Annotated in this window: 21 protein-coding genes and 3 pseudogenes; 17 read left to right on the forward strand and 7 right to left on the reverse strand. The window is 67.5% G+C overall.

All coding sequences use genetic code 11. The annotated features are described in order from the left end of the window. Positions 1-353 precede the first annotated feature (353 nt). The 4 genes and pseudogenes from ABZ915_RS25835 to ABZ915_RS25850 all read left to right on the forward strand — a co-directional run. Complete coding sequence (locus tag ABZ915_RS25835; protein ID WP_361807651.1) at positions 354-1,490, forward strand: tyrosine-type recombinase/integrase; 1,137 nt, start codon at positions 354-356, stop codon at positions 1,488-1,490. 188 nt (positions 1,491-1,678) lie between these two features. Then, on the forward strand, positions 1,679-2,518 hold the full coding sequence (locus tag ABZ915_RS25840) for a hypothetical protein (RefSeq protein ID WP_361807654.1): 840 nt from the start codon (positions 1,679-1,681) through the stop codon (positions 2,516-2,518). 193 nt (positions 2,519-2,711) lie between these two features. Further along, positions 2,712-3,308, forward strand: coding sequence for a hypothetical protein (locus tag ABZ915_RS25845; protein ID WP_361807657.1), 597 nt, complete (start codon positions 2,712-2,714; stop codon positions 3,306-3,308). Between the two features lie 382 nt (positions 3,309-3,690). Further along, positions 3,691-4,338: pseudogene (locus ABZ915_RS25850) on the forward strand (DUF5655 domain-containing protein); the annotation flags it as partial. Between the two features lie 398 nt (positions 4,339-4,736). Here ABZ915_RS25850 and ABZ915_RS25855 read toward each other — a convergent pair. Next, positions 4,737-4,859, reverse strand: a pseudogene (locus tag ABZ915_RS25855) (transposase family protein); the annotation flags it as partial. Positions 4,860-4,982: 123 nt separating this feature from the next. Between ABZ915_RS25855 and ABZ915_RS25860 the strand changes: the two are divergent. The 6 genes from ABZ915_RS25860 to ABZ915_RS25885 all read left to right on the forward strand — a co-directional run bounded on the left by ABZ915_RS25860 (position 4,983) and on the right by ABZ915_RS25885 (position 13,179). Continuing rightward, positions 4,983-5,111, forward strand: a complete 129-nt coding sequence (locus tag ABZ915_RS25860; protein WP_361807659.1) for a hypothetical protein — start codon at positions 4,983-4,985, stop codon at positions 5,109-5,111. A gap of 27 nt (positions 5,112-5,138) precedes the next feature. Next, a complete protein-coding gene (locus tag ABZ915_RS25865) occupies positions 5,139-6,350 on the forward strand; it encodes a hypothetical protein (RefSeq protein ID WP_361807662.1) in 1,212 nt (403 codons plus the stop codon). Between the two features lie 535 nt (positions 6,351-6,885). Continuing rightward, positions 6,886-7,539 carry a hypothetical protein gene (locus ABZ915_RS25870; protein WP_361807665.1) on the forward strand — a complete coding sequence of 218 codons (654 nt, stop codon included), beginning with the start codon at positions 6,886-6,888 and terminating at the stop codon, positions 7,537-7,539. A 22-nt stretch (positions 7,540-7,561) separates the two neighbouring features. Further along, positions 7,562-10,657, forward strand: coding sequence for a hypothetical protein (locus ABZ915_RS25875; RefSeq protein WP_361807668.1), 3,096 nt, complete (start codon positions 7,562-7,564; stop codon positions 10,655-10,657). Continuing rightward, positions 10,654-12,024: a protein kinase gene (locus ABZ915_RS25880; RefSeq protein ID WP_361807671.1), complete on the forward strand. Its 1,371-nt coding sequence runs from the start codon at positions 10,654-10,656 to the stop codon at positions 12,022-12,024. The genes ABZ915_RS25875 and ABZ915_RS25880 overlap by 4 nt, the downstream gene beginning before the upstream one ends. A gap of 72 nt (positions 12,025-12,096) precedes the next feature. Next, the gene (locus ABZ915_RS25885; protein ID WP_361807674.1) at positions 12,097-13,179 is read left to right on the forward strand and encodes a hypothetical protein; all 1,083 of its coding nucleotides are present in this window, start codon (positions 12,097-12,099) and stop codon (positions 13,177-13,179) included. Between the two features lie 333 nt (positions 13,180-13,512). On the opposite strand, the gene ABZ915_RS25890 is transcribed toward ABZ915_RS25885, so the two are convergent. Further along, complete coding sequence (locus ABZ915_RS25890) at positions 13,513-13,953, reverse strand: DUF317 domain-containing protein (RefSeq protein ID WP_361808308.1); 441 nt, start codon at positions 13,951-13,953, stop codon at positions 13,513-13,515. Here ABZ915_RS25890 and ABZ915_RS25895 point away from each other — a divergent pair. The 5 genes from ABZ915_RS25895 to ABZ915_RS25915 are packed head-to-tail and all read left to right on the forward strand — an operon-like array spanning position 13,845 to position 17,926. Beyond that, on the forward strand, positions 13,845-15,008 hold the full coding sequence (locus tag ABZ915_RS25895; RefSeq protein WP_361807677.1) for an MFS transporter: 1,164 nt from the start codon (positions 13,845-13,847) through the stop codon (positions 15,006-15,008). The two genes, ABZ915_RS25890 and ABZ915_RS25895, sit on opposite strands and share 109 nt — an antisense overlap. Beyond that, entirely contained in the window at positions 15,005-15,655 is a 651-nt protein-coding gene (locus tag ABZ915_RS25900) for an HAD family phosphatase (protein ID WP_361807680.1), read from the forward strand. Before ABZ915_RS25895 ends, ABZ915_RS25900 begins: the two co-directional genes overlap by 4 nt. 46 nt (positions 15,656-15,701) lie before the next feature. Next, the gene (locus ABZ915_RS25905) at positions 15,702-16,562 is read left to right on the forward strand and encodes a DUF317 domain-containing protein (RefSeq protein ID WP_361807683.1); all 861 of its coding nucleotides are present in this window, start codon (positions 15,702-15,704) and stop codon (positions 16,560-16,562) included. Between the two features lie 30 nt (positions 16,563-16,592). Then, the gene (locus tag ABZ915_RS25910) at positions 16,593-17,081 is read left to right on the forward strand and encodes a hypothetical protein (RefSeq protein WP_361807686.1); all 489 of its coding nucleotides are present in this window, start codon (positions 16,593-16,595) and stop codon (positions 17,079-17,081) included. Between the two features lie 59 nt (positions 17,082-17,140). Then, positions 17,141-17,926 (forward strand): DUF317 domain-containing protein, encoded by a 786-nt coding sequence (locus ABZ915_RS25915; RefSeq protein WP_361807689.1) that lies wholly within the window; start codon positions 17,141-17,143, stop codon positions 17,924-17,926. A gap of 154 nt (positions 17,927-18,080) precedes the next feature. Here the strand turns inward: ABZ915_RS25915 and ABZ915_RS25920 are convergent, their stop codons facing one another. The 3 genes from ABZ915_RS25920 to ABZ915_RS25930 are packed head-to-tail and all read right to left on the reverse strand — an operon-like array spanning position 18,081 to position 19,634. Further along, entirely contained in the window at positions 18,081-18,497 is a 417-nt protein-coding gene (locus ABZ915_RS25920; protein WP_361807692.1) for an arsenate reductase ArsC, read from the reverse strand. A 31-nt stretch (positions 18,498-18,528) separates the two neighbouring features. Next, positions 18,529-19,263 (reverse strand): MIP/aquaporin family protein, encoded by a 735-nt coding sequence (locus ABZ915_RS25925; protein ID WP_361807695.1) that lies wholly within the window; start codon positions 19,261-19,263, stop codon positions 18,529-18,531. After that, complete coding sequence (locus tag ABZ915_RS25930; RefSeq protein WP_361807698.1) at positions 19,260-19,634, reverse strand: metalloregulator ArsR/SmtB family transcription factor; 375 nt, start codon at positions 19,632-19,634, stop codon at positions 19,260-19,262. Before ABZ915_RS25930 ends, ABZ915_RS25925 begins: the two co-directional genes overlap by 4 nt. Positions 19,635-19,738: 104 nt before the next feature. Here ABZ915_RS25930 and arsM point away from each other — a divergent pair, with 104 nt between their 5' ends. Next, the gene (gene arsM / locus ABZ915_RS25935; RefSeq protein WP_361807701.1) at positions 19,739-20,629 is read left to right on the forward strand and encodes an arsenite methyltransferase; all 891 of its coding nucleotides are present in this window, start codon (positions 19,739-19,741) and stop codon (positions 20,627-20,629) included. Positions 20,630-21,079: 450 nt separating this feature from the next. Here the strand turns inward: arsM and ABZ915_RS25940 are convergent, their stop codons facing one another. Both ABZ915_RS25940 and ABZ915_RS25945 read right to left on the reverse strand, forming a co-directional pair. Further along, on the reverse strand, positions 21,080-21,586 hold the full coding sequence (locus ABZ915_RS25940) for a hypothetical protein (protein ID WP_361807704.1): 507 nt from the start codon (positions 21,584-21,586) through the stop codon (positions 21,080-21,082). Positions 21,587-21,843: 257 nt separating this feature from the next. Continuing rightward, complete coding sequence (locus tag ABZ915_RS25945; RefSeq protein ID WP_361807707.1) at positions 21,844-23,157, reverse strand: hypothetical protein; 1,314 nt, start codon at positions 23,155-23,157, stop codon at positions 21,844-21,846. A gap of 132 nt (positions 23,158-23,289) precedes the next feature. On the opposite strand from ABZ915_RS25945, the pseudogene ABZ915_RS25950 reads away from it, so the two are divergent. Continuing rightward, positions 23,290-24,105: pseudogene (locus tag ABZ915_RS25950) on the forward strand (IS5 family transposase). Positions 24,106-24,258: the final 153 nt, after the last annotated feature.

Genomic DNA, 24,258 nt, shown 5'->3' on the forward strand with positions numbered 1-24,258 from the left:
TGGCTTCGCGGCAGCCTGCTGGCGCAGAAATACGCAGGCGGCAAGCCTGGTCACAGCAACGCACGATTTTCCTGGAGGTCATCGAGCTGAAGGCATGCCGATGTACAGTGAGGGACGCCCCTGACCTGCAGAAAGTTGGCGGGGAGCCGTCTTTTAAGGAGTCTAAAGTGCTGCGAACTTTGATTAACAAGATCTAACGCTTGGTCATTTCCGCAGGTCAGAGGCATGATTGCCGGGCTGGGGTCAGCAAACAGTCAGCATCGGACGCGGCTGCGTCCTGGCGTTGCTGACCTCTGGGCCGGGGAGTGACCCGGCCAGGGTCGCCCCTAGCTCCAACCCGGAAGGTTTGATTCGTGCCCCGACAGCTGGCCCGCGGCATGGGGTCCTTCTTCAAGGACTGCGACTGTGCCAAGCCGACCCGTTGCTCGCACCCGTACACGATTCGGTTCAGGGACGCCCTGGGCACGCAGCGCGAGGAGGGCGGCTACACCACACAGGACGACGCGATCGAACGCCTCACGCAGCTCTACGCGGAGAAAAAACGGACGGCGCCATCCGTTGCCGAGGCTCGCCGAGAACTCGGTCAGCAGACGGTCGAGGAATACGCGAAGCAGTGGCGTCCCCGGCAACGCAAGATGACTGAGTATTCCACCGGCGAGCACGTTGACAGCTCGATCAATGTACACATCGTTCCCCGGCTCGGATCGCGGAAGCTGAACTCTGTCACGCCGATCGTGGTCGAGCGCTTTTTGGACGAACTGGAGAGCGACGGGGTTGGTCGCGGAAACCAGGTGAACATATTCCGCACCCTGAAGGCGGTCCTGAGAGACGCGTATGGCAAGGGAGCCATGGCGGATGACCCTGTGAAGGGCATCCAGGAACCGGAATACGTCCGGGAGAAGGTGGTCATCCCGTCCCTCGTCTATGTGAAGAAGGCGCTGGCCGTCGCCGATGAGTATCTTGCGCTCGAGATCGTCATGATGGCGGGTTGTGGGCTGCGAAACGGCGAGGCCAGGGCGGTGAACGTCAACAATGTTGTAGCGGACGACGTCTACCGGGTGCACGAACAGATCCACTCCAACACGCACAAGCCGGCGAAGCTGAAGCACCGCAAAGCAGGTGAGTTCAGGGAGGTTCCGCTGCCGCGCTCGGTACGGGAAACGATGGAGCGATATGAGGAGAAGCATGGGACCACGAAGGAGGGTTATTTGCTGCGTGGCCCCAGTGGGTACTACACGGAGCCGATGGAACGCCGACGGGTGCAGAAGCTCTTCAAGGACCTTCCCGCGGAGGACGGTGTCGGGATGTACGGCTTCAGGCACTACTTTGCCTCGAACGCGCTCGGCCACGGGATACCGATCACCGATGTGGCGGAATGGATGGGCCACAAGTCCATCGAGGAGACGTATCGCACCTACCGGCATCTGATGCCTGGAAGCATCACCAAGGCGGCCCGCATTTTGGATGCCGGCCTTCGGGAGGCGGCTTGATCCCATCCTTGCGAAGATCCGCAACACCAGAGGAGAAGCTCACCCAACTCGAACGGCGTCCATCCCGCGTCGCCGTCGACCTCGGCATTCCCGTCAGCAGGACACCATCCTCATGACGGCCGTCCGAAGCCCGCACACCTTGGTGCCGCCATGCGGCAAGATACGGCGAGGACATAGAGGGGGGTCTCATGGACGGCAAACTCTGCGATGGCTGGGTTCACTCGCTCAGTGGTCAGACACTCTGTTTCACGGGCAAAGTGCTCATCGATGGCGAATGGACCGTCCGAAAGGACTGTGAGGCGATAGCCCAACAGCTCGGCGCAAGCTGGAAGTCGGACTTCTCCCGCAAGATCACAGTCTTCGTACATGGCGATCTCGCCAGCCAGGCCGTGACCGACCCACACCGCGAGTACAGCAAGAAGCTCGTGCGCGCCGCATGGGAACGCGACCGGGGATACCACGTATGCGTCGTGGACGGGGATGGCTTCGCTGACCTGATCGACGGACATCCCGCGCGCTGCCGAGAGCTGCAACGGGCGCACGGCGTCGACGACCACGTCCTTGTCCTTCCTCAGACTGGAGACGGGATCTTGGGCGGCCCCCTTCAGCAACACAGAGTCGGTCGCCACGAGCCTGGTGCATTGGCGCTCGACCTTGCCCACCTTGACAAGGGCACGGAAGCACACGAGTCGACTATCGCGGCACTCATCGAGCACCTGGCACGCCAGCACGTCGAACTCCGCGGACACGCTCGCAACGCTCCCCGCTTCGACGCGGGCTGGTCACGCGGCGACGATGTCTTCATCGCCGAGGTCAAGAGTTTGACTGGCGCAAGCGAAGACCAGCAGATTCGACTAGGGATCGGACAGGTCCTCGACTATGCCCATCAACTTCAACTGGCGAGGACATGCGGTCGAGTGCGTCCCGTCCTGGTACTGGAGAAACAGCCGACCGACCCCAGGTGGACGTCACTCGCGGAGACCAGCGGGATCCTACTCACATGGGCCCCCGACTTCGCTGGGTGCTGAAGTTCCGCACGACGAACCTGTCCAAGGTCACTTGCAGTGCCAAATCGGCTGCAACAGCAGGAGATCCGCGGCACGTGGACTTTGATCGTTCTCCTGCCGTATCAACCCCGCAAGCGGTACGTTCTATGCGCTCGACGCACATCACCGGGCATATTTTGTCATACGCGGAGGTGGATCACAGATCATGAGACTCGTGGACGATCTCACTCTGGAGCGCGGCACCTCCCTGCAGGAGAAGCCGGGTACGGCTTGCACTGGGGTCCCAGCGAAGGGCCCGGCCGTTGAGTGGGAACTACGCCTTCCCGGCCGCCCGTTGTTGACAGTGCACGACACCCGCTGGGACAACGGCGAACGAGATCTCGTGCTCTACCAGCCCACGGTCGTCCCCGAGATCCCCGCGGCGCTATCTAACCTGCACAACCGGCTCCGCGTCGGCATAGCTCGCGCGCCGGGAAATACAACCACCCTGCGCATCATGGCCTTCCCGGCCTGGGTGGACGGAGAACGCCCTAGGATCAAGAAGTCCCTTACCACAGCTCAGCTGGCAGCCAAGTACGGTCTCCAGCAGTTGCGTGACCTGACCGCGCGTCCGGGCGTTGCTCTGCACTCGGCGGGCGGCCGTGTCGACGTTCCAGGGTGCGACGTGGATGATCCGCAGGACGATATACGCATCCAGCACGCCTTGTCCTTCCCAGCCGAGGACGATGAGACACCCGTGATCGCCTTCACCTACCTACGCGTGGTGCCCGTTTTCCGCCATGTCGGCTGGCTTTCCATGGTCGCCGTGTAACACACGGCGCAGGCAGGCGCGTACGCCGCCTGCCTGCGCAGCGACCACGAGACGCACAGCGCCTGACATTGAGGGGTTACCCGTGAGTGATCACCGACCGAGCCAGCGCGTCAGTCTGGAGGAAGCGATCCGCGCGCTTCGCGGCCTATGGGACACCCAGCGCGCGCTTACCGCACTGCGCGACGCCGGTCATGAGCCAGAGGAAAAGCACACGCGACAGATCCTCCGCGATCTCGCGAGCAGCGGCCTACTGGTCAAGGTGCAGGACCGGCCGGTCCTATACCGCACAGAGCCTATGAACGAGTGAGGCAGGCCCTCACGCGGCACGGGGCCCGAAGGGCATGAGGTTGGTGCACTGGACCGTACCGCCCAGTTCAGAGAAGGCGTGATCAACCAGGGCCTCTATTACATGTCGTGGCTCATGGCTCACAAGGACGCCTTCCAGCACCTGGTCCGGGACCGGCTCGGGGTTTCGGCCGCGTCCCAGGTCCTGTGGAGCGCACCCCGGCTGATCTGCGTCGCCGGCGACTTCACCCGCTATGACGCGCACGCCGTACGCGAGCACCGGCGCAGCATAGATCTGGTCCGCTACCGGTTCTTGGGCACGGACCTGATCGGCCTTGAGACCGTGGCTTCCGTCACCGGCCTGACGCCAGCAGTCGGGCGGGTTCGCCGGGGATCGGCGGGTCTGCCGCCTGTTCGCGGGCAGGGCGGGGCGCTCGCGGAGCTGGCCGAGGCAGTCGATGAGGAGCTGCTCGGCCTCGGAGATGGCGTCAGCCGGGTGCGGCGCAAGCAGTACCGGGCATATCAGCCCCTGCGGAACTTCGCCTGCGTCTGCCCGCCGCAGAAGACCAAGCTCCTCGTCTATCTCAAGGCCGACCCCAGGGAGGTCGACCACATTCCCGGCTTCACCCGGGATGTGACGGAGGTCGGCCACCCCGGTATGGGCGACTTGGAGGTGCAGCTGCGCTCCGAGCGGGATGTGGAGCGGGCTGTGGACCTCTTCCGCTCGAGCTACGCGGCGGCGTAACTGTCCATCGCGCCTGTGACGTGCGGAGGTGCGGGACTAGGCTGCTGTGGATGTGGTGGCGGTCGTGCCCTCTGACGTAGGGGGCAGGCAGTGGCGGTGGAGCAACAGGGGGACCGGAGAGGACTGAAGCCGTACCGACCGCGCCGGCCGATGCGGATCAGTCGACGGTGCGTCGACTAGGTCGTACTCGCTGTGCGGGCCCAGCCGATGTGCCGGGGCAGGGCCAAGCGCCCGGAGTCAGGCCCCGGCCAAACTCGTCGAGTGACTTCGGGACGCAGTGCTCATCGTGCGCTTACTCGTGGATGCCCGGCTCTCGCACTGACGTCGGTTTGCTTCGAAGGCCGGCCCGGGCGCGACCACCTACGTTGGTTCATCCTGAGATTACGCGGATCGCGGCCGGCGTGGGCCGTGTTGACGGAGATGCCAAATCCAGCGGCGAACTGGCCGAGGACGTTTTGCCAGCGCAGGTATGCCAGGCCGACCAGAGTGTGCTGGTGTGGTGGGAGCTTGCAACGACGATCACGTGTGTGCGCCGACCCTGGCTGGATTGAGCACCACGGCCTCGACGTTGACCACGCCCCTGGGCATGACCGTGATCGCCATCTACCCGCGCCCCTCCCATCAGCTCGGCTACCCTACGTGCTATGGGTGGGACTGGGGGCGACGAGATCAGCCTGGAGAGCCAGCTTCCCCTGTACAAGTACGTCACCGTCAACTACGAATCTGAGTTCTACCTCAATCAGGCGAAAACGCAGCTGGAACCCCAACCCTAGAGTCAGGACACAACCAGGAACGGTTCAGTGGTGGACGAGCAGTTTGGACTGGAGACAGTGGCGGCCGAGCAGGCCGTCGTTTCTGTGTTCGAGCAGATTGTCGCTGTCCTTGCACGCCAGGCGAACGCGGCGATCGATGACGCGGCTCTGTTCCAACTGGCGGACACGCTGTTTGCTGCGTTTGCCCGCGCAGGTGAGGACGGGCTGACAGCTGAGCAGATCAGGGCGGCATGCTCCGCCTTCCCGGACGAGGTGATCGACAACCGGCTGGGCGTGCTGCGGAAGCTTGGAGCGATTCAGCCCGCGTTTGATAAGCCCTACCAGCGTGAGTATCGGGCCTCGTTCACTAGCTACGTGTCGATGCTGTTCGTTCAGCGGATGCTGGCCCGTGGGGGGCAGTCGGAATTGCACCAGCTTCTGACGATGGAGAAGATCAGGCTGGAGGGCGGGCAGGGTACACCCGAGGAAGCCCTTGAGGTTGTCGTCGGAATAACCACCGCGCTCCGGCTCCTCGTCGCCGAGCTTGTGGCGCTGACCGTCGGCGGCACCGTGGAGGCGCTGCGGGAGCGCGCGCCGCTGCTGTGGAACGCGAAGTCGCTCATCGACCAAGCGTCTGCGGTGCATGAGATCTTGCTGGAGTTCTGGCCGGAGCTCAGCCGCATGTGCGGGGAGCTGCGATCGGCGATCGCAGCCTACGAAGATGCTTCGACGAACGCGTCGGCACGCCTGATGACCGCAGCGGGGACCACGAGAGCGCTGAACCTGCTATCGCCCGAGATGTGGAAGCGCTTTGCGGGGCGGGCAACTGTGGATGAGCTCGCGGAGGTCCTGGCTGATCAAGTCTTCGACGCGCCTTCCCCGTGGCACGATGTCGCCGACCTGGCGGAGGCCGTTGCTGGTAGGTCGCAGCCGAGCGGCAGCCGTTCGACGCCGCCGCGTTCCCGGGTTCCCGATGGCGATGAGCAGCCCTCCCAGGAACGGTCAGACGCGGAGGCCGAGCGACTGGCGGGAGTCGCCGAAGAGGTACTCAGTGGCCGGGACTCTGTTGCGGTCGAGCAGTTGCTGTCGGGCGTGGACTGGGTGACGGCGCGCCGCATGCTGGCCGACCTAGTTGCCGCGAGCAACAACGACCGGCTCGGCTACCGGCTGACATGGTCTGGCCCGGTCCAGGTACGGGCGGGCAGCGTGCCGTCCTGGCTTACTCCTGGCGTGTTCGAGCGAGAGCGGAGGCCCATGTGACTAGTGCGGAGGCGGCGCTCTGGTGGGCGAGGGCGCGAGCCGAAGGCCCGCTGCGCATGCCGTCAGCGACCAGAACCCCCGCAGGCATGCTGCGACTAGTGGAGCGAGGTGGTGAGCGCTGCTGGCTGCTGCCCCGCCCGCCCGACGACGTGACGCCTGCCGTGCTGCGCGAGCTGCGGATGCAGGTGCTCCCAGTGGAGTTCCCAAACGAGACAAGCCGGGTCCTAGCCGCGGCGCTGCGCTGCTGCTGGGCCGACGTCCAGACAAGCCCGTGGCCGGGACAGCCGTCGACGACGCGCGAGGTGCTGGATGTAGTAGACCAGCTCATTCCGGGACGCGGGGAAGAGGTGCTGCACCGCCTCGGAATGGGAGCGCTCCGACGGCTGCATGCTAGCCGGTGGCTGGACGTCGATGATGAGGTGCAGAGGGTCTGCCTTGGCCCCCGGGTGGCTACCTGGCCGGAGCAGGACCTTGCGGCGCTGCGGGAGTTGCGCCGGGAGCTGCCGCTCCCGCGGTCTGACCAGGAGCCAGACCGATGAGCGGCTTGTTCGATGATCTGCTCCAGCCGCTCGGCGATAAGCAGCGCGACGCGCTGGTCTCGGCCTGGGCCGCGCTTGAGTACGGCAGCGAGCCCGCCAGTGAGGCCGCGCTGCCCGCACTTCGGGACGCGGCGCTGCGCCACCTGCTTGACCAGATGCTGCACAGGACCGGCCGCACGCTCGTCCACGCGGGCACCTACCTGTGGACATCGGGGTACCGGGACGACATCGCCGCGGAACTCGTGGCGAAGGGCTGGGGGATATTGCCGCGGCTGGAGCGGGCCGCGCTGATATTGGTGCTGATCCACTCGGTCGCCATCCCTCGGGCAGAGGGGCGCCTGGTCGGGGATGACTGGCAATCACCCCATCCGACCACACCGACCCGCCTGCGGAAGCTATCGCAGGTTCACGGGCAGCGGCGCCTGTCCGATGCCCTGCAGTGGCTGCGCGCGGCCGGGTTGGTCCGTGCGGTGCGCGGCTCCGATCCCGAGACAGCTGGCGCCTCCTACGTCCCTGGGCCGGCGTTACGTCGGCTCACTCCCGCCGCGCGCCAGCGTCTGCAGGAGAACCTAATCCTGGCCGTAGGCCCGGATACCGCGCTCGCAACGGCGATCATGGTCCGCCGGAGCTTGGCCCGCCCCCAGAAGTGACAATCTCCCCGAGGAGCGGTTCATGAGCGGCAGCACGCCCCAAGAAGAGGACATCGTCGGTGACCGTGTCCTGGTCGGCCTGCAGAGCGTGCGAGTCTCCAGGCTGTCCACGCATCCTGTTCCGATTGCCGCTGGCACCCTCATCGCCGTGGCCGGGCAGGGGCCGAAGGACTCCAATGGGGCGGGGAAGTCGTCGCTGCTGGCCCAGATCAGCTTGCTCCATGCCGATGAGCAGTGGCGATTCGGCTCCGGCGCGCCCGCCGCGGTCGACCTGTTGTTCAACTCCGAGGACGCCGGCGGTGAAGACCGTTGGGGTAATGCCGACCATGGGTACGTCATCGGTGTGTTCGCTCCCGCCGCCGGGACCCTTGATCAGCTTCAGGCCAGCGCCCTGACCGTGTGGATCCGAATCGACCGCAGCAGCCAGAAAGGGCCCCGACTGAAGCTACGCTGGCAAGACGGCCTGCATCTACCCGTTGGGGACAGCGAGGCCGAACGGGAGCAGTCCGCTGACTCGGTTTGGCAGACCCTGCCCCTGCGGGCTAGGCGGCAGGATGTGGCGGCCCGTGATCTCCCGCGCACCCTCTACGGGGAGCACGTGCGGTGTGTGTCGTTCCTGTCGACGTCAGTGCGGGCCAGCGCCGCACCGAACCTGCTCGCCCAGCCGCTGAACGAGATCTCCAAGCGGCGGATCTTCGAGGCGATCGCTGCACTCACCGGGATCGATCGCGAGCTAGAGAAGGAACGCCAGGCACGCCGCCACGAGCACGACCTCCTCCAGAAGGCCAACGACGCTGAGTCTGACCTTGCCACTTGGGAGGAAAGTGCCCAGGTCATCGAGGGCGGTATCGACGCCCGGGACCAAGCGCGTGGGCGAGTCGCGGAAGCTGCCGACCGCTGGCGGTCGCGCACGGCACGGCTGCTGTGCGATGCCCTCCAGCGCAACGTCGAAATCCAGGCCGAGGTTGCTGGGATTGATACCGAGATTGAGAAGACCAGCCGCACGGCACAAGAGCTGATCGGTCAGGTGGCGGAGCTGGCCGATGACAAGGCATTCACACGACGGCAGCAGGCCGCGATGAGCACGTTCGACAGGCTCGACGGCGATGACCGTGAGCTGGGCAACCAGATTGCAACGTTGGAACACCAGATCGAGGAGACGGACCGTCGGTTGCGCGCAGCCAGGGAATCAGCCCGTGATGCTGACGGCCGTGACGAGCCAACCGCCAACCGGGAACGCGCCGATGCGGACACTAAACTGGAAGAGGCGGTCAAGGCAGTTGGAGTGGCGGAGAAGGCGCTCTCCGACGCCGAAACAAGCCTGCGGGACGCGGAGAGCGGCAGGGATCTGGCCCGGCAGCAGATCGACGTCCTCGCAGCCGAGGGAATTGGCGGCATCTGCCTGCTCGACGCAGTTGTCCTCAACGCCCAGCAGAGGCCGAAGTGGGAGCCAGTCCTCTGGCCGTATCGTGAGGCGGCTGTCGTGGACTCCGGCGATCTCGACAGGGCCAGCGTACTTTTGGCGGGTGTACCCGGCTCGACCTTGATCGCCGCCAATCTCACTACAAGTGCGGGGCGCGTTGGCCTCCCGAGCAACGCCGACCCGCAATACGACTTGAGCGGCTTCCTCGCAGCCCTTGACGCGCGAGTCACTACCCGCGCCGACCCTGACCGGGTCCACGACGACGCGGGTGTTGTGATCATTGGCGGGTTCCCTAGGCCCGTGACCGGCCGTGCCGCCCGCATCGCTGCCGCACGGGAGCGGGTTCGCCAAGAATCCGAAAGCCATCAGCAGGCCGAAGAGCGATGGAAAGCTGCCGGTCAGCAAGTCACCGCCGCTGAGCGCCGCCAGAAGGGCGCAAGAGCCGCAGTTGAGGCAAGCCAACTGGATGTCCAGATTGGCAGCCTGCGGAAGAGGGATCATGCCATCCGGAACGAGCGAGCGAAACTCGTCCCGGCGCTCGCTGCTGCAGTCTTCGAGCGGGACGAGGTGCTCCGACTGGAAGGTGTCCGTCAGAAGCAGATCGAATCTCTGCAACATCAGAAGTCCACCCTCGATGACACAAATAAGGCACGGCGAGAGAAGCGGGAGAACCTCAAGAAGGAACAATCGCAGCTCGGCCTTCCGGAACTGACCGCACAATGGGATGGCACCCTCGACTCTGCCAGCGAGCACCTGCTCGCTCTGCCGGACAACCAGCAGTCCTGGACGGCTGGCGACTGGTGGGAGGAAGCCAGAGACCTGATCCGCAGCGCGATATCAGAGTGCTTCCCTCCCACCGCTTCTAACAGCATGCCGACGGAGATTACTGGGCTGTTGGAAGAGTTCAACCAGCGCGGAGCCGGCAGCAGCCAGCGGGCCCAGGCCGCCTTCGCTCCGCTGCGTCACGCACTCCACGTCTACTTGCGCCACCTGGAAGGCACCGACCAGTACGAGCGCCAGCAAATCGCCATTCAGCGCAGGGAACGCCACGAGAGCCTTGGCGCCGCGCGGATCGGCCACGAGGAGGCGGTTCAGGCCAGCCGGGCGTACCGAGGGGCGCTCAGCTCCGCTATCAAGAAGAAGCTGGCCGACGTCGCAGCCCAGTTCGACCGGCTCGACAAGACCTACGGTGGGTACGGGGCCTCGCTGCAGTACGACGAACCTCCGCCGCCGGTCGATCCCACCGAGGACTGGGGCTGGAATGTTGCACCGACGTGGCGACGCGCCGAGGGACGGCGGCACATCCCCTACGACCGGCGGGCCAACACTGCACAGATCGATGATCGGGCGATCAAGCTCGTGTGCGCTGCCGCAGCCGCAAGCGGCACGGGCCGTCCGCTAGTCCTCGTTCTGGACGAGCTCGGCCGCAACCTCGGTAAGCAGCACCGCCGCGAGGCAGTCGCCCTGCTCGGGCAGATTGGCAGGGAGAGCGGCATCACCGTCGTTGGGGCACTGCAAGACGATATGGAGTCCTATGCCATCGACGCCTGTGGCGAGTACGTCAAGCTGCGCCGCAGCTCAGACTCTAGCCCGTACAACGAGCAGCCCGTCGTCGTCGGCTATGACGAGCACGCCCCGCGTGTCGAATTGCTCCGTACCTGGCTGACCGGCAACGAGTACCGTGAGCTGGCATGACCGCCCGCTCCCGCCCGCGCGGCTTTGCGATGCGCCACCTCAGCGTCTATCCCGGCCTCACCACGTACGCCGTCCCCCTGCCCGACGGCAACTACAGCACCGACCGCAACGGCAATCCGAAGATCACGCGCGTCACTCTGGAACCGGAAGGCTTCCCGGCACCGCACCGCCCGCATGGCCTGACCGACAGCCAGTGGGCCTTCGCCACCAACGGCCCCCGCCGATGGCAATCCGCCGTGACCACGTTCGGCGTCCGTGCCGAGGCCATAACCACAGAGCTCGCGCGCAACGGGTGCATCGTCCTCGAATGCGACTTCCGCGACGCCCGCGTGGTCCTGCCACCCCGCGGCTGGGTGCCTCATCCTGACCTGCATGCGGCCCGGCAAGAGCACACCAGCCAGCGCGCCGCCCGGAGGGCCGCTCAGGGCGACGAGGCACGTCGTCTCGCTGTCGAGCTTGCTTCCTTTCCGGCTGCCGGCCCACTGGTGGCCATCCTCAGAGCGCAACGGGACGGGGCCTATCGTGACCACGTCATCGAGGCCGCCCGTGCCCTTCTCCCCGACGAGACCATGACCGGCACGGGCGAGGCCGCGCCGTGGGCCGCTGTGCGGTGGCTCAAGCGCGGAACGAAGGCGGACTACGACAGGGATCAGGAGCCGCTCGCTGAGGGCGGCCAGGGAGCGGTCTACGGCGGCGTGCACAGGCACACCCGTATCCCCGTCGCTATGAAACAGCTCCGCTACGGCGATGAGGACTCTATGCACCGCATGGGCCGCGAGATCTCCATCGGGCACCTCTACGGAGAGCACCCGAACGTCATGCCTGTGCTTGACTCTGACCCCGACGGGCGGTGGTTCGTCATGCCGCTTGCGAACGGCAGCGCCGCCAGCCACGCAGAACGTTTGCAGAGGGATGCCGGAGCCCTCCGGGACCTCGTCACGGCGGTCTGTGAAGGACTGCGCCGTCCACATGCCGACGACCGGATCCACCGCGACATCAAGCCAGCAAACGTTCTGCTCCTCAACGGCAAGTGGGTCGTGGCAGATTGGGGGCTTGGCCGTCACCCCCGAGGGGAGACTAGCGTTCCGCGCCGAACTCGGACCGGCACCGGTTTCGGGTCCGAGGGATTCGCCGCGCCGGAGCTGTCGTCCGGAAACCCCCATAACGTGGCGGCTGCTGCCGACATCTACAGCATCGGACGGCTCATCGCAGCCATCCTGACCGGGGAGCGTCCAGAGCAGAATCTCCCGCTGCTACCCGCACGCGGACCATGGCGAGCAGTAGTAGAGGAGGCGACCCGCCACAAGCCGACCGACCGACCGCAGGACGTAGACGAGTTCCTTAGCCTGCTCAAGGACATCCCTTGAGCGTTTCCACGCCGTCCCAGCGTTGCCAGGCATTGAGCCTGGTTCGCCCCAGCTAAAAGGATCACGTTGTCGATGACGCGCATCGCGCTAGAGCCGTACTACCTGCACCAGGACCAGGTTCAGTCACTCCTTGGTGAGCAGCGGACGGAGTCCGCGCGGGCGCGGGCTGCCCGCAGGAGCGAGCCCGAGGCAGCGTTGCCCTACGTGCTTGCCACGGAACTTGCCGAAGCGCTCTCCTCGCTGGGAGTTGGCGAGCTGGCGAGGTGCGTCCTGGAGCAGGACCTGCGCACAGGGCAGGTCGTCGGCGCTGAGCTGGAATTTGCGTTCCAGCGGAGCCGGGACCACGATGCCCCAGGCTTCAAGCCGGTCAGCTTTACGGCGGTGCTCGATGCGGGCGAGCCGGTGCGCGTCACCGGCACATTCAACTCGGCAAGAGCCGCCAGCTCGTCCGCGACCGGCAGCCTCGCCGGGAACAGGCGGGCCTACCTGATCGGAACGGTCACCAATCTCAGCGCAGGGCAAATTGAGGTCAGGCCGGTCTTCATCGGCATCAGGTCGTTCGTCGATGACGACCCCGCCGCCGGGGGGTCGGTGCCGGGAGCGCGGGTGTACCCCAGCGATATCAGCCAGTTCAGCGGGATCGACTTCGCATCCCCCATCACCGAGGCCGAGGGTGAGGCGGTCCTGCGCGTGCCGGAGGATGTGGTGAAACGCGCCTTCGCCCAGCTGATTGGCGAGTCGTACGTTCCGAAAGACTGGGGTGGCGAGCGCTCCGATCTGTACACATCACGAGTGTTCGTCCGTGGGCGCCAGGTTTCGGCTGCCTGGCTGTTCAAGGGACCCGGCTACCCTCGCGCCATGGACGTCAGGGCCCTGGGCAAGAACGGCGACCAAATCGACCGGCTGTTCACCGAGCCCGCGGAGCTACTCGTTCTGCAGCACTGTCATCAGATCAAGCCGAGCGTGGTTGGCATGATGGACGCCTACGCTCACGACGCCCGGCGCTCCCGTTCTTACATGATCATCGACGGAGCTGACACCGGACGCATTCTGAGGTCGCTGGGCCTGCTCCAGGTAATCCCCGTAAGTCTGCCTCTGCAGCACCAGCGATCGGGAGTCCCAAGGCAAACTGAGCTCTTTCACCGAGACCACTGATGTAGTGACGAGCTCGATACTTGCAACGCACAAAGCTCCCCTGTCGTTGGCGGAGATCTCGAAGTCTCAACCACAAGCTCCTGTTCACGTTGGTCTGCCCTCTGCCGACCCGCCGCACGCCATAGCCGAGACCACGCTCGTCGTTCGCTTCCGGGTTGGTGGGCTCGGCGTCAGGGAGGTCAATCCAGCGGGTCTCAATCCGCCGGCATGATCCCTCGCGCTGTTGGCGTGCGCCCCCGGTTTCCCGCCGGGGCGTGCCCCTTGGCGTGGTAGCCGGGCCTCATGTGACGCGCTGGACATTCGTTGAAGGACCCTGGAGGCATCGCTCGAGCGTCAAAGGGTTCGGCTGCTCGTGTGGGCAGCCGTTGCCGGCCGCAATGCCGGTGGCGTGGTGCCAAGTCGTGTGCAGCGCTGGTGCCTTGCTGCGTTGGGCTGGTGGGTGGCGGTTCCGTGGGCGAGGTCCTCGGCGAGGTCGGCCAGCAGTGAGCTGGGGGTGTAGGGAGAAGCCGTGACGGTCCAGGTGGGGCAGTCGATGCTGGGGCCGGCCCAGAGGGTCCAGGTGGCGAGAGGGCTGTTCGGCGTCTGGGCCGCGAAGGCGTCGAACTGGATGCCGGCGTCCCCAGACTGGTTGGTCCAGTGGCCCCGACCACCGGGGAGTACGCCGCGTGAGGCAGACCGCGGCGCCCGATCTGGTGCGCAGCCGCCGCCTGCTGACCGGATACTTCGTGGGCCTGGGTGTGGTGATGGCCATCTGGGGCGCGTGTATGCCCGCAGTTCAGAACGCCGCCGAGGCGAGTACCTCGGGGCTTGCCCTGGTCCTGCTGGCCGCCGCCGTCGGCATGGTTGCCGGACTTCAGGCGGGTGGACGCCTCGCTCGCCCGGCCCGTCTGCCCGTGTTGCTGACCGGCGGCGGCATTGCCCTTGCCGCTGGTCTTGCCGTCCTCGGGGGCTGCCACAGTCTGGAGAGCCTCTTGGCGGCGGCGTTCGTCTTCGGCGTCGCGCACGGCGTTCTTGATGTCGCAGTCAATGCCGCGGCGGTCCGCTGCCAGGACGCACACGGCCGCCCCATCATGGGTCGGCTGCATGCCAGTTACAGCCTCGGTGCCCTCCTTGGTGCCGCGCTTGCCATGGCCACCGCTCACACATCACACGTCGTTCTGTTTGCCGCGGTGGCAGCTTGCGCCGCTGCGGCGGCAGTCGTGACCACGCGGCTCACCCGCACCGTCGCCAGCCCTGCCCTCGAGCCCGTCCACCACGGTGCTGCACCGGGCTTGGACGAGCAGAGGGGATCGTCCCGGTGCCCATTGTGGCTGCTGGGTGCGCTTGCTGCTGCCACGCTGCTGGGTGAAGGAGCCGCTGCCGACTGGGCCTCCGTCCACCTGCATGACCTCGGCGCGACGGCCGCGACCAGCGCTGCGGCGTACGGCTGCTACAGCGCCGCCATGGCCGCAGGCCGTCTCGCCGGAGACCGGCTCACCGCCCGCTTCGGCGCGGACGCCGTCGTGCGCGTCGGAGCCGCTTTGGCCGCGCTCGGCCTCGCCACCGGACTGGCGTGCTCCACCATCGTCTTTGCCCTCCTCGGCTGGGCTGCCTTTGGCCTGGGCCTGTCCGTCACGATCCCCAGCCTGATCACCGCCGCCGGTACTGGCGGCCCCCGGGCCGTGGCCACGGTCGCGGTCACCGGCTACGCCGGCCTGCTCGTCGGCCCTGCCCTCATCGGCGCTCTCGCCACCGTCACCGCGCTGCCGCACGCGCTGCTGCTGCCCGCCCTCCTCGCCGCAAGCGTCGCCGTGCTCGCACCCAAAGCCCTGGAGAAAACGACCTCTTGACCCGCACCTCCGCCTCCCCGACCGGCGTGGACGCCCTGATCCTCGACTACAACGGGGTTCCGGGCCTGCAACCCACGCCTGCCATGTGGACCCGTCTCGCCGACCTCGCCGAGTGGCCCGACCGGCACCTGCCCTCGTTCCAGGACGCTTTCTGGGCTCCCCGGAACGCCTACGACGCCGGGGAGCTGAGTGATCTGGCCTACTGGGCCAAGGTCCTCGGACACCACCCCGGCCCGCGGTGGCTGCGCACCCTGCGGGCCGCCGACACCGCCATGTGGACCCGCACGGACCCGCGCGTCCTTGACATCCTGTACCGCGCCCGGGCCGCGAGGCGGCTGCCCACGGTGCTGCTCTCCAACGCCCCGCACTTCCTGAGCGACGTCCTGGACGCCACCGTCTGGCGGCGCGAGCTGATGGACGATGCCCTGTACTCCTCCCGTCTGGGCCGTTGCAAGCCCGATCCGGCCACGTACGAACACGCCCTAGCCGCCACCAGCGTCGACGACCCAGCACGTGTGCTGTTCGTCGACGACCGCGAAGACAACTGCCGGGCCGCCGCCGAGCTGGGCCTGCGCACCCTGCACTACACCGGCCAACCCACAGACCTGGAAGAACAGTTGCTGCCCGCCCCGGTCAACCGTGTCTGACACTCGTGCCGCGTCACCCACCACCGCCCCGACCCCCTGGACTTTCGTGCCCGACACCAACGAGTTCGACGGCGACGTCTACGTCTCCCCACGCCACCTCGCCTCCACCACCGGGACCGGCGACCCCGCCCTCACCCCGCTGCTCGACCTCGGCTGGGACCTCCGGTACGACGAGGACTCCAACGTGTACGTGAGCGCTCCCGACCGGCGCGTGCGTCTGGGCTACCTGCCCGAGGGCGAGGACGACGGGCTCTGGCGCATCAACGCCTACAAGGACTCGTTCGGCCCGCCGGCATGGGGCGTCTGTTTCAATGACCGCGTCCCCACCGAGTTCGTCCAGGCGTTCACCACAGTCCTCGCCACGGCGTACGAGCAGGGGCCGGACGCCTACCTCGCCCGGCCGGTCTCCGGGACCGACGACCACGACCCTTTCCTCGCTGTCGTCCCGCTCCTGAAACAGGGCTGGGAGATCGACCGCCCGCGCTGGGGCGTGTTCGCGGTCCAGTCCCCGGACGGCCTCGCCGGCATGGAGTTCACCACCGGCCAACTCGATCCGGAGGCCGAGCTGACGACGCGTGATGCCCGCTGGCAGCTGTGGGCGGGCAAGTCCATCGACCGGCCCGTCTGGTACGCGACGGCCAGCACTGACACTCCCGTCGCACTGCTCACCGCCGTCACTCAGAGCGTTGCCGATCCGGCTCCACTGCCCCGGTGGCGCAAGGCGACCTTCAGCTACATCAAGGGCATGGCCCAGCTCACCCCGATCCTTCCGCCCGAACCGCAGACCCCCACCCCGCTCGAAGTGGCGCGGGCCGCCGCATCCCGCCGCCCGGCCGCGCTCCCCGCGGCCAGCGTCCCGCGCTGGAGCACCACCAGCCGACCGGCCCTGCCCGGTCCACGCCGATAGACCCGGCCCGCCCCCTACCGGAGACCCCACTTGTCCCTACAGGCCCCCGAGTTCTTCGCCGAGCTGTGCCTCCCCTTCCACGACAGCACCGTCGTGGGCAACACCTACTTCGCCGCCCCCGTCCCCGGCGTACCGCTGCGGCTGCGGATCGACTTCACCGGCACCATCCACGCGGACACCTACGGCGGCCTGCGCCTGGCGGTCGTCCACCCGGACCGCGGCGAGATCGATGCCGTCGCCCTCAGCTTCCTCGACCACGGCACCTTCCACCGCCGCGACGAAGCGACCAACACCCGGCCGAACACCAAGCAGCACGGCACCTTCGACAAGTACCACCGCCCCGGCCGGCCCCCGTGGGAGGGAGCCGTCACCACCGGGCTGCGTGACGCCATCGAGCAGTACACCGCCGTCTGGTTCCCCGGCGCCTGGACCGCGTCTGCGCCGAGCCGCGCCGCAGGCCGGACCGCGCACGCGGCTCCCGCCGCGCCGGTCACCCGCAGCGGCACCCGCGCCCGCTGAGCCGCGCCCCCACCGCCAGCCCCGGCGTCCCGCACCCTTCCAGCAGGAGCCTGCCCGTGATGACCCACCCCTTTGAGAACCTTGAGCCGGCCCAGATCGTGCAGGTCCTTCCCCGCCACCTCGCCGGGCCCGGCGCCGTCGACCCGCGCACCGCATGGGCCTTTCCCTACGACGAGGGCTGGCCGTTCGCCCAGACCGACGACGGCACGGCCGCCGCGTTCAGCCCGTGCCTGCGACTGCAGACCACCTACGAACGCCAGCCCGACCAGCGCGGCCAGGGCACGTGGACCATCGGCGCGCACCGGGCCCCGTTCACCCCGCCGGCCTGGCGGATCACCTTCGACGCCGCCCCCCCCGTCGAGCTGCTGCATGACGTCCACACCGAACTGCTCAACCTCTACCTCAAAGACCGGCACAGCGACCACGATCGGCTGTTCCAGGACGAGACGGCGCCGCACGAGGCGTACGTGCCGCTGCTCACCCGCGGGTGGAACCACGACGTCAAGACCGACGGCACACAGACGTTCCTCACCCCGGAAGGACTCGGCGGCCTACGCCACCGCTATGCCATCAGCGGCTCCAGCGGGCCGGCCTGGCGGGCCTGGGGCGGGCACCCCAGAGAGCCGCACTGGACGGCGCACTTCTCGTTCGGCACGCCCACCACGCTCGTCGCGGCCTTCACCGCCTCGCTCATCTCCACCGAGCCACTGCCCCGCACCGTCCCGGACGTCCCCGCCCACACCCGCAGCGCCCTCCGCATCGCCACCACGACACCGAAGCAGCCTCACGGCGACACACCTGTCGCCCCGCCACTTCCCGCCCCGGTTGCTGGCCGAACCCGCTGACCTTCCCCGCCCCCCAAGGAGTCCTCCCCCGTCTGGAATAGCAGGCCGTCGGGCTGAAGGCGTCCCTGGAGGAGAAGGAGGCCGAACTGGAGGCTGCCCGGGAAGCCAACCGGCAGCTGACGAGGGCCCTGAACCAGCGCGAGTGATCGGGACGTCAGCCGGGCACCACGTCCGAGACCAATGCCTGGACGCGGGTCTCGATCGCGTCGCGGATGGGGCGTACAGCCTCAACGCCCTGCCCGGCCGGGTCGTCGAGCTGCCAGTCGAGGTACCGCTTGCCGGGGAAGACGGGGCAGGTGTCGCCACACCCCATGGTGATCACAACGTCGGATGCCTGGACGGCCTCCACCGTGAGGATCTTCGGGGTCTCGGCGGAGATGTCGATGCCGACCTCCTTCATCGCCTCCACGACAGCCGGGTTGATGGCGTCTGCGGGAGCCGAGCCTGCGGAGCGGACCTCGATGCGGTCGCCCGCGAGGTGGGTGAGGAAGGCGGCGGCCATCTGAGAGCGGCCGGCGTTGTGGACGCAGACGAACAGCACCGACGGACGCGGCGTAGCGGAAGGGCTCATGAGCAGGGGCTTTCTCGGGAGAACGGATCGGTCAGGAGACGGCGGGCTCGGGCTCGCTGTGCGGGACGACGACCTCATCCGGGACGGCAGCGGGGCGGCCGTAGACCACGGCGACGGTCCCCAGTCCGAGCACGGCCCCAAGTAGCTGCGCCGCGATGAACGGGGCGACGGAGGCAGGGGCGATACCAGCGAAGGTATCGGTGAACGCCCGGCCGATGGTCACCGCCGGGTTCGCGAAGGACGTGGAGGAGGTGCACCAGTAGGCGGCGCCGATGTAGGAGGCCACGGCGGCCGGAGCGAGTGCGGCGCGGCCGATCCGGCTGAGGCCGAAGATCAGCAGGATCAGCCCGGCCGTGGCGACGACCTCGCCCAGCAACAGGTGGCCCGCGGACCGGTCGTGGGCGGAGAACTTGACCAGCGGCTTGGCGAACATCGCATCGGCCAGGACCGCACCGCCGATCGCGCCGGCGATCTGGGCGGGTACGTACGCGGCGACGTCCCGCAGGGCCAGGGCGTCCGGATCGCGGCGGCCGGTGAACCAGGCGGCGAGCGTGACGGCCGGGTTGAAGTGGGCGCCGGACACGGGCCCGAGCAGCAGAATGAGCACGCCCAGGCCGAAGACCGTGGCGAGGGAGTTGGCGATCAGCTGCACACCGACGTCGCGGGACAGCTTGGTGGCCTGAATGCCGGATCCGACCACCACCGCCACCAACAGTCCGGTGCCGATCGCCTCGGCTGCGACCCGGCGGCCGAGCGGTGCGTTCACGCGGTGACTCCGGCGGGCTGCGTGGTGGTCAGGAAAGCGGCGAGCTTGTCGAGGACCCCGGGCAGCACCCAGTAGTAGACCCACGTGCCACGGCGCTCGCAGTCGATTAGGCCGGCCTGGCGCAGGAGCTTGAGGTGGTGGGAGATCGTCGGCTGGGACAGGTCAAACGCCGGAGTCAGTTCGCACACACAGACCTCCCCGGCCGCTCCGCGAGAGGCGATCATCGACATCAGGCGCAGCCGGACCGGGTCGCCCAGGGCCTTGAAGACCTTCGCCAGGTCCGCGGCCTGGTCCTCATCCAGCGGTGCGGCAGACAGCCCGGCGCAGCAGGCCGTGTCCTGGCCGATCACCTCAAGCTCTTGTTTCGACATGCCTCTATGTTGACGTTTTTCGATTCAAGGCGCAAGGTTGCATCAATGAATGTCAATACAGGCCGTTCCGGGGCTTGTCATGCCCCGTCACCTGGGAGTGAGACATGAACGAGCAGACCACCGACCTGCGTGAAACCGTCCGCCAGCGGTACGCGGCGGCGGCCGTGAAAGTCACCGAGGGCGGCACCGCCTGTTGCGGGCCCGAGCCGGTCGAGGTCGACGAGAACTTCGGCTCCACCCTCTACGCCGCCGACGACCGCGACGCCCTGCCCGCCGAGGCCGTCGCCGCCTCGCTCGGCTGCGGCAACCCCACCGCCGTCGCCGAACTGCGCGAGGGCGAGCGGGTTCTCGACCTCGGTTCCGGCGGCGGCATCGACGTCCTGCTCTCCGCCCGCCGCGTCGGGCCGACCGGCAAGGCGTACGGGCTGGACATGACCGAGGAGATGCTCGCCCTTGCCCTGGCCAACGCCGCGAAGGCGGGCGCGACGAACGTGGAGTTCCTCAAGGGCGCCATCGAGGCGGTTCCGCTGCCCGCGAACACCATCGACGTTGTGATCTCCAACTGCGTGATCAACCTGTCCGTCGACAAGCCTGCCGTCTTCGCCGAGACCTTCCGCGTCCTCAAGCCCGGCGGCCGGATCGGCGTCTCCGACGTCGTCGCGGACGACGCCCTCACCGCCGAACAGCGGGCCGAGCGCGGCGACTACGTCGGCTGCATCGCCGGCGCACTGTCCTTCGCCGAATACCGCGCGGGTCTGGAAGCGGCCGGGTTCGCGGATGTGGAGATCACCCCGACCCACCCGGTTGCCGACAGCATGCACTCCGCCATCGTCCGCGCCACCAAGCCCACCACCGCCCCCGAACCGGACGCCTCCGCGACAGGCGACTCCTGCTGCGGTGTCACCGCCTGCTGCACCCCGTCCGAGCAGGCGACCGACCCGTCCTCCACCGTGAGCGAGGCCAAGAGTACCGCTGGGTGCGGCTGCCAGGACTGAAGGTGTGCCCACAGGGGTGGCGCTGTCGCTCGATTCAGCGATGGCGCCACACCTGTCGTGCCCGATAGCGTCAGCCACACCGGCGCTGAGCTGCACCGAGTTGTCGAACTCCGCCTCGCGTCACGCTGCTTGCCCCAGAGAACTCCTGCCCGTCCGGCAGCGTCAGCGCTATGTCGGCCAGAGGGGACCCAGCCGCTCGTGGGCCACCGTGCGGGCTGCCCACCTACCGGGCCCCTGGTTCCAGCCCCCGCGCTGAGGAGCGCAGCGCTGCCCGCTGCTCAATCCCGGCCTGCTGCCAGTAGGGATGCCACCACACCTGGACCGACAGCTCGAGCGCAGGCCCACTGCGCGGCACAGGTCCTGGGGGAGAGCAGAGCTACAGATGTTCGCGATGAGGAGACCGGCGCGGTAGACCGTGGTGGTCTTCTCGTAGCGAGTGGCCAGGCGGTCCTACTGGGGTTCCTCGGAACCGTCCTCGCTCGCTCCAGCGACTCTGCCGCCGACGAACGCCACGCTCAGCGCGAGGGCGGCTACACCGGTGGCTGCCACCAGCTTCATCCCCGCCCCCTGGAACTGCTTGCTCTCGCTGTCCTTCTCGAATACCCGCCCCACGTTTCGTTCGAGGCGGTCGTGGAGGGACTCCCGCTGTGCCTCGCTGAGGTCGTCCCGACCGAGGTCGGCCTGCAGAGCGTCCCGCTGGTCCTGTGCAGCCTTGTAGAAGTGGTTCTGACTGTTCTCGTTGGCTGCGAGAGTGGACCTGTGGGCCTCTGCGACTGCATCGATGTTGGCCTTGCCCAGGTCCTTGAATGCAGGGAACTGCTCGATGAGCTTGAGCCGCGCCTCGGTGGCCATCTCCGGCATCGCTGCCGCGAACTTGAGCACCTTGTCCTTGGACAGGTTCCGCCAGTTCGGGATACCCAACTTCCGCTTGACCGCTGATTCGTTCACGTCGCCCATCCCCTGACTCCGCTCGTCGTCCCGTGAGGCATCCCGGATAGTAGCGGTGCCCACCGACATAACTCGAAGTCGTCGAGGCCCAGGGAGCTGATTCCGGCGCCAGGTTGTGCTGTTCCGCGCTGGTCGCTGCTCCGCGGGCGTCAGCCCGCATGGCGAGAGTGAGGCCGTCGTCTTCCAGGGGCGTGGTTGGCCCGGAGCGGCGGTGACGGGAAGCGCGGTCGGCGGGAACTGGTCCGTCCGTTTCCTCGCGTTGAACCTCACGTGCGGTCGGGCCAGAAAGTCGACAAGGGGAGACGGACGGAGGGCAGTTGTACAGCCTGGATTGGTCCGAGAGCGGCTGCAGCAGCGTGAAGGGCTTGGTCGTAGGAGCCGGAGCCAAGGACTTCAGCAGAGCAGGCAGGACAGTTACCGGGGCGGCGGGCATGACCGGCGCTGCGATCTCTGGAGCCTCGGACGTGCGCGAAGGCGTCGTCGGGAAAGTCGGCTCGCACGGTATGCCAGACTCCGAAGCGTTCATTGTCGGGTAGCCCGGCCGCTACCGCCGGGCGCATCGGCGGCAGCAGGCGTCCGTGGTCCTGGACAAGAAACACCCGGTCGGTGAAGTCGACGCTGTCCCCCTCGGGACGCTCTTGCTCCAGCCACGCCTGGGCCTCCTTGCGGGTGCCCGGCCCCCACAGATAATCCGTCGGGAACCGCGTGGTCTCGTAGCGGGTGTCGAACTCCGCCCAGTGGGCATCGTCCCAGCGACTGCCCGGTACGAAGGGGATGGCGCGCACCACGACGTGCTGGTACTCGTCGTCCTCCTGATCTTCCATGGGACCGGGGACGGTGAGAGCGTGGGCGGGCTCCATCCGAGCCCGCCCGGAACCGTTCCAGCTCAGCACGGTGACCTCCCGGCGCAGAGGTGCCGGGTACAGGCGCCCACCCGGAGTGGCGTGCCCCCACAGCTGGTTGATCAGTTCCGCCAGATCCCGCACCGTTCGGGCCGCCTCGACGGGGGTGTCGACATGGTGGCCCGAGGGATGGGCAACGTAGTTACGCAGCCTGGCCAGCGCCTCCTCGACCGCGCGGCTGCGCCGCCCGCGGAGCAGACCCGCCGTACGCGCCCACAGGCGGAGCCCGTGCAGCATCCCGTTGAACTCGATGGCCTGGGTGTCGACGACCAGCTTCGCACGTTGTCGCGTCATTCTGTCTGCACGCTTCTTGACGTCGTCGTACGACGTGACGGTGTAGGTGACGTCCGGGGCCTGGGGGACGCGGAAGGTGATGGTGCCGGCGCACCATTCCAAGAAGCGGTCGCGCAACGCCTGCTCGTAGATGAGGAGCGCCTGGTCGCCGACGATGGTGTACACGTCGTAGCACAGCACGCCGTAGGCGAAGACGGTGCGCAGCCGCTCGAAGGAGTCGCGTGTTCCGGCCGCGACACCCGCGGTCAGGTCGCAGTCGGCGATCTGACGCTGCTGGAATTCCGCAGCGTCCTCGGGCTTCATACGGCCGCCGAGCCCGTAGGGATTGAACGCCAGCGACAGATCATCCGCAGCGCGCAACTCCTCAAGCGACCGGATCTCCATGCACTTCTCCTCACGCTGGGAAACGGGCCAGCATGCACCTACAGGCCCCCTGTCGGCCACCCCTTTCCTTAGAGGTCCTAACAGAAGTCGTTGATCAAGTAACCATCGGCTTGTCTGCTCGTTGGTCGGGTCGTGGGGAAGCGTCAGTCGCGGCCGTGGATCGTGTCGGACGAACTGTGGTCGCTCATCGAGCCGTTGCTGCCGAAGCCGGGGCCGAAGCTGGTCTCGGGTCGGCCGAGAGTGCCGGACCGCCAGGCGTTGTGCGGGATCCTGTTCGTGCTGCACACCGGTATCCAGTGGGAGTACCTGCCCCAGGAACTGGGCTTCGGCTCGGGGATGACCTGCTGGCGGCGCCTGGCCACCTGGAACGAGGCCGGGGTGTGGGAGAAGCTGCACCTGGTGCTGCTGAAGAAGCTACGGTCGGCGAAGAAGCTCGACTGGTCGAGGGCGGTGATCGACTCCTCCCACGTCAGGGCGGCCCGCCGCGGCCCAAAAGCGGTCCCAGCCCGGTCGACCGCGCACGGCCGGGCAGCAAGCACCACATCCTCACCGACGGACAGGGCGTCCCGCTCGCGGTGTCGCTGACCGGCGGAAACCGCAACGACGTCACCCAGCTCCTGCCCCTGCTCGACAGGGTCCCACCGGTCGCCGGTCGTCGGCCGACCGCGGCGACGGCCGGACATGCTGTTCGCGGACCGCGGCTACGACCACGACAAGTACCGGCGGCTGCTGTGGAAGCGCGGCATCCGGCCCGTGATCGCGGAACGAGGACAGCCGCACGGCTCCGGCCTGGGCATCTTCCGCTGGGTGGTGGAGCGCACCATCTCCTGGCTGCACGGCTTCCGCCGCCTGCGTATCCGCTGGGAACGACGCGACGACATCCACGAAGCCTTCCTCGGCCTCGCCACCTGCCTCATCACCCACCGCCACGTCCAACGCCTTTGTTAGGACCTCTTAGGGCGGCTTGGTGAGTTCGGCGCGAAATGACTCGGAACGGCAGTTCGTGTCCGTTGACGTTCAACTCAGTCGCTACGTCATCGAACCCAGTCGAAGATCTTCTCGACCTTGGCGTGCCGGGATGCCGGGGACACGGTGCCGGCG

Source organism: Streptomyces sp. NPDC046915 (genome assembly GCF_040644935.1).
Taxonomy (GTDB): Bacteria; Actinomycetota; Actinomycetes; order Streptomycetales; family Streptomycetaceae; genus Streptomyces.

Bases quoted from the DNA above. Each gene is read 5' to 3' on its own strand.
- ABZ915_RS25840 (WP_361807654.1), top strand. From the start codon at position 1,679: ATGGACGGCAAACTCTGCGATGGCTGGGTTCACTCGCTCAGTGGTCAG.
- ABZ915_RS25860 (WP_361807659.1), top strand. From the start codon at position 4,983: ATGGGTGGGACTGGGGGCGACGAGATCAGCCTGGAGAGCCAGCTTCCC.
- ABZ915_RS25870 (WP_361807665.1), top strand. From the start codon at position 6,886: ATGAGCGGCTTGTTCGATGATCTGCTCCAGCCGCTCGGCGATAAGCAG.
- ABZ915_RS25875 (WP_361807668.1), top strand. From the start codon at position 7,562: ATGAGCGGCAGCACGCCCCAAGAAGAGGACATCGTCGGTGACCGTGTC.
- ABZ915_RS25880 (WP_361807671.1), top strand. From the start codon at position 10,654: ATGACCGCCCGCTCCCGCCCGCGCGGCTTTGCGATGCGCCACCTCAGC.
- ABZ915_RS25885 (WP_361807674.1), top strand. From the start codon at position 12,097: ATGACGCGCATCGCGCTAGAGCCGTACTACCTGCACCAGGACCAGGTT.
- ABZ915_RS25915 (WP_361807689.1), top strand. From the start codon at position 17,141: ATGACCCACCCCTTTGAGAACCTTGAGCCGGCCCAGATCGTGCAGGTC.
- ABZ915_RS25920 (WP_361807692.1), bottom strand. From the start codon at position 18,497: ATGAGCCCTTCCGCTACGCCGCGTCCGTCGGTGCTGTTCGTCTGCGTC.
- ABZ915_RS25930 (WP_361807698.1), bottom strand. From the start codon at position 19,634: ATGTCGAAACAAGAGCTTGAGGTGATCGGCCAGGACACGGCCTGCTGC.
- arsM (WP_361807701.1), top strand. From the start codon at position 19,739: ATGAACGAGCAGACCACCGACCTGCGTGAAACCGTCCGCCAGCGGTAC.
- ABZ915_RS25940 (WP_361807704.1), bottom strand. From the start codon at position 21,586: ATGGGCGACGTGAACGAATCAGCGGTCAAGCGGAAGTTGGGTATCCCG.
- ABZ915_RS25945 (WP_361807707.1), bottom strand. From the start codon at position 23,157: ATGGAGATCCGGTCGCTTGAGGAGTTGCGCGCTGCGGATGATCTGTCG.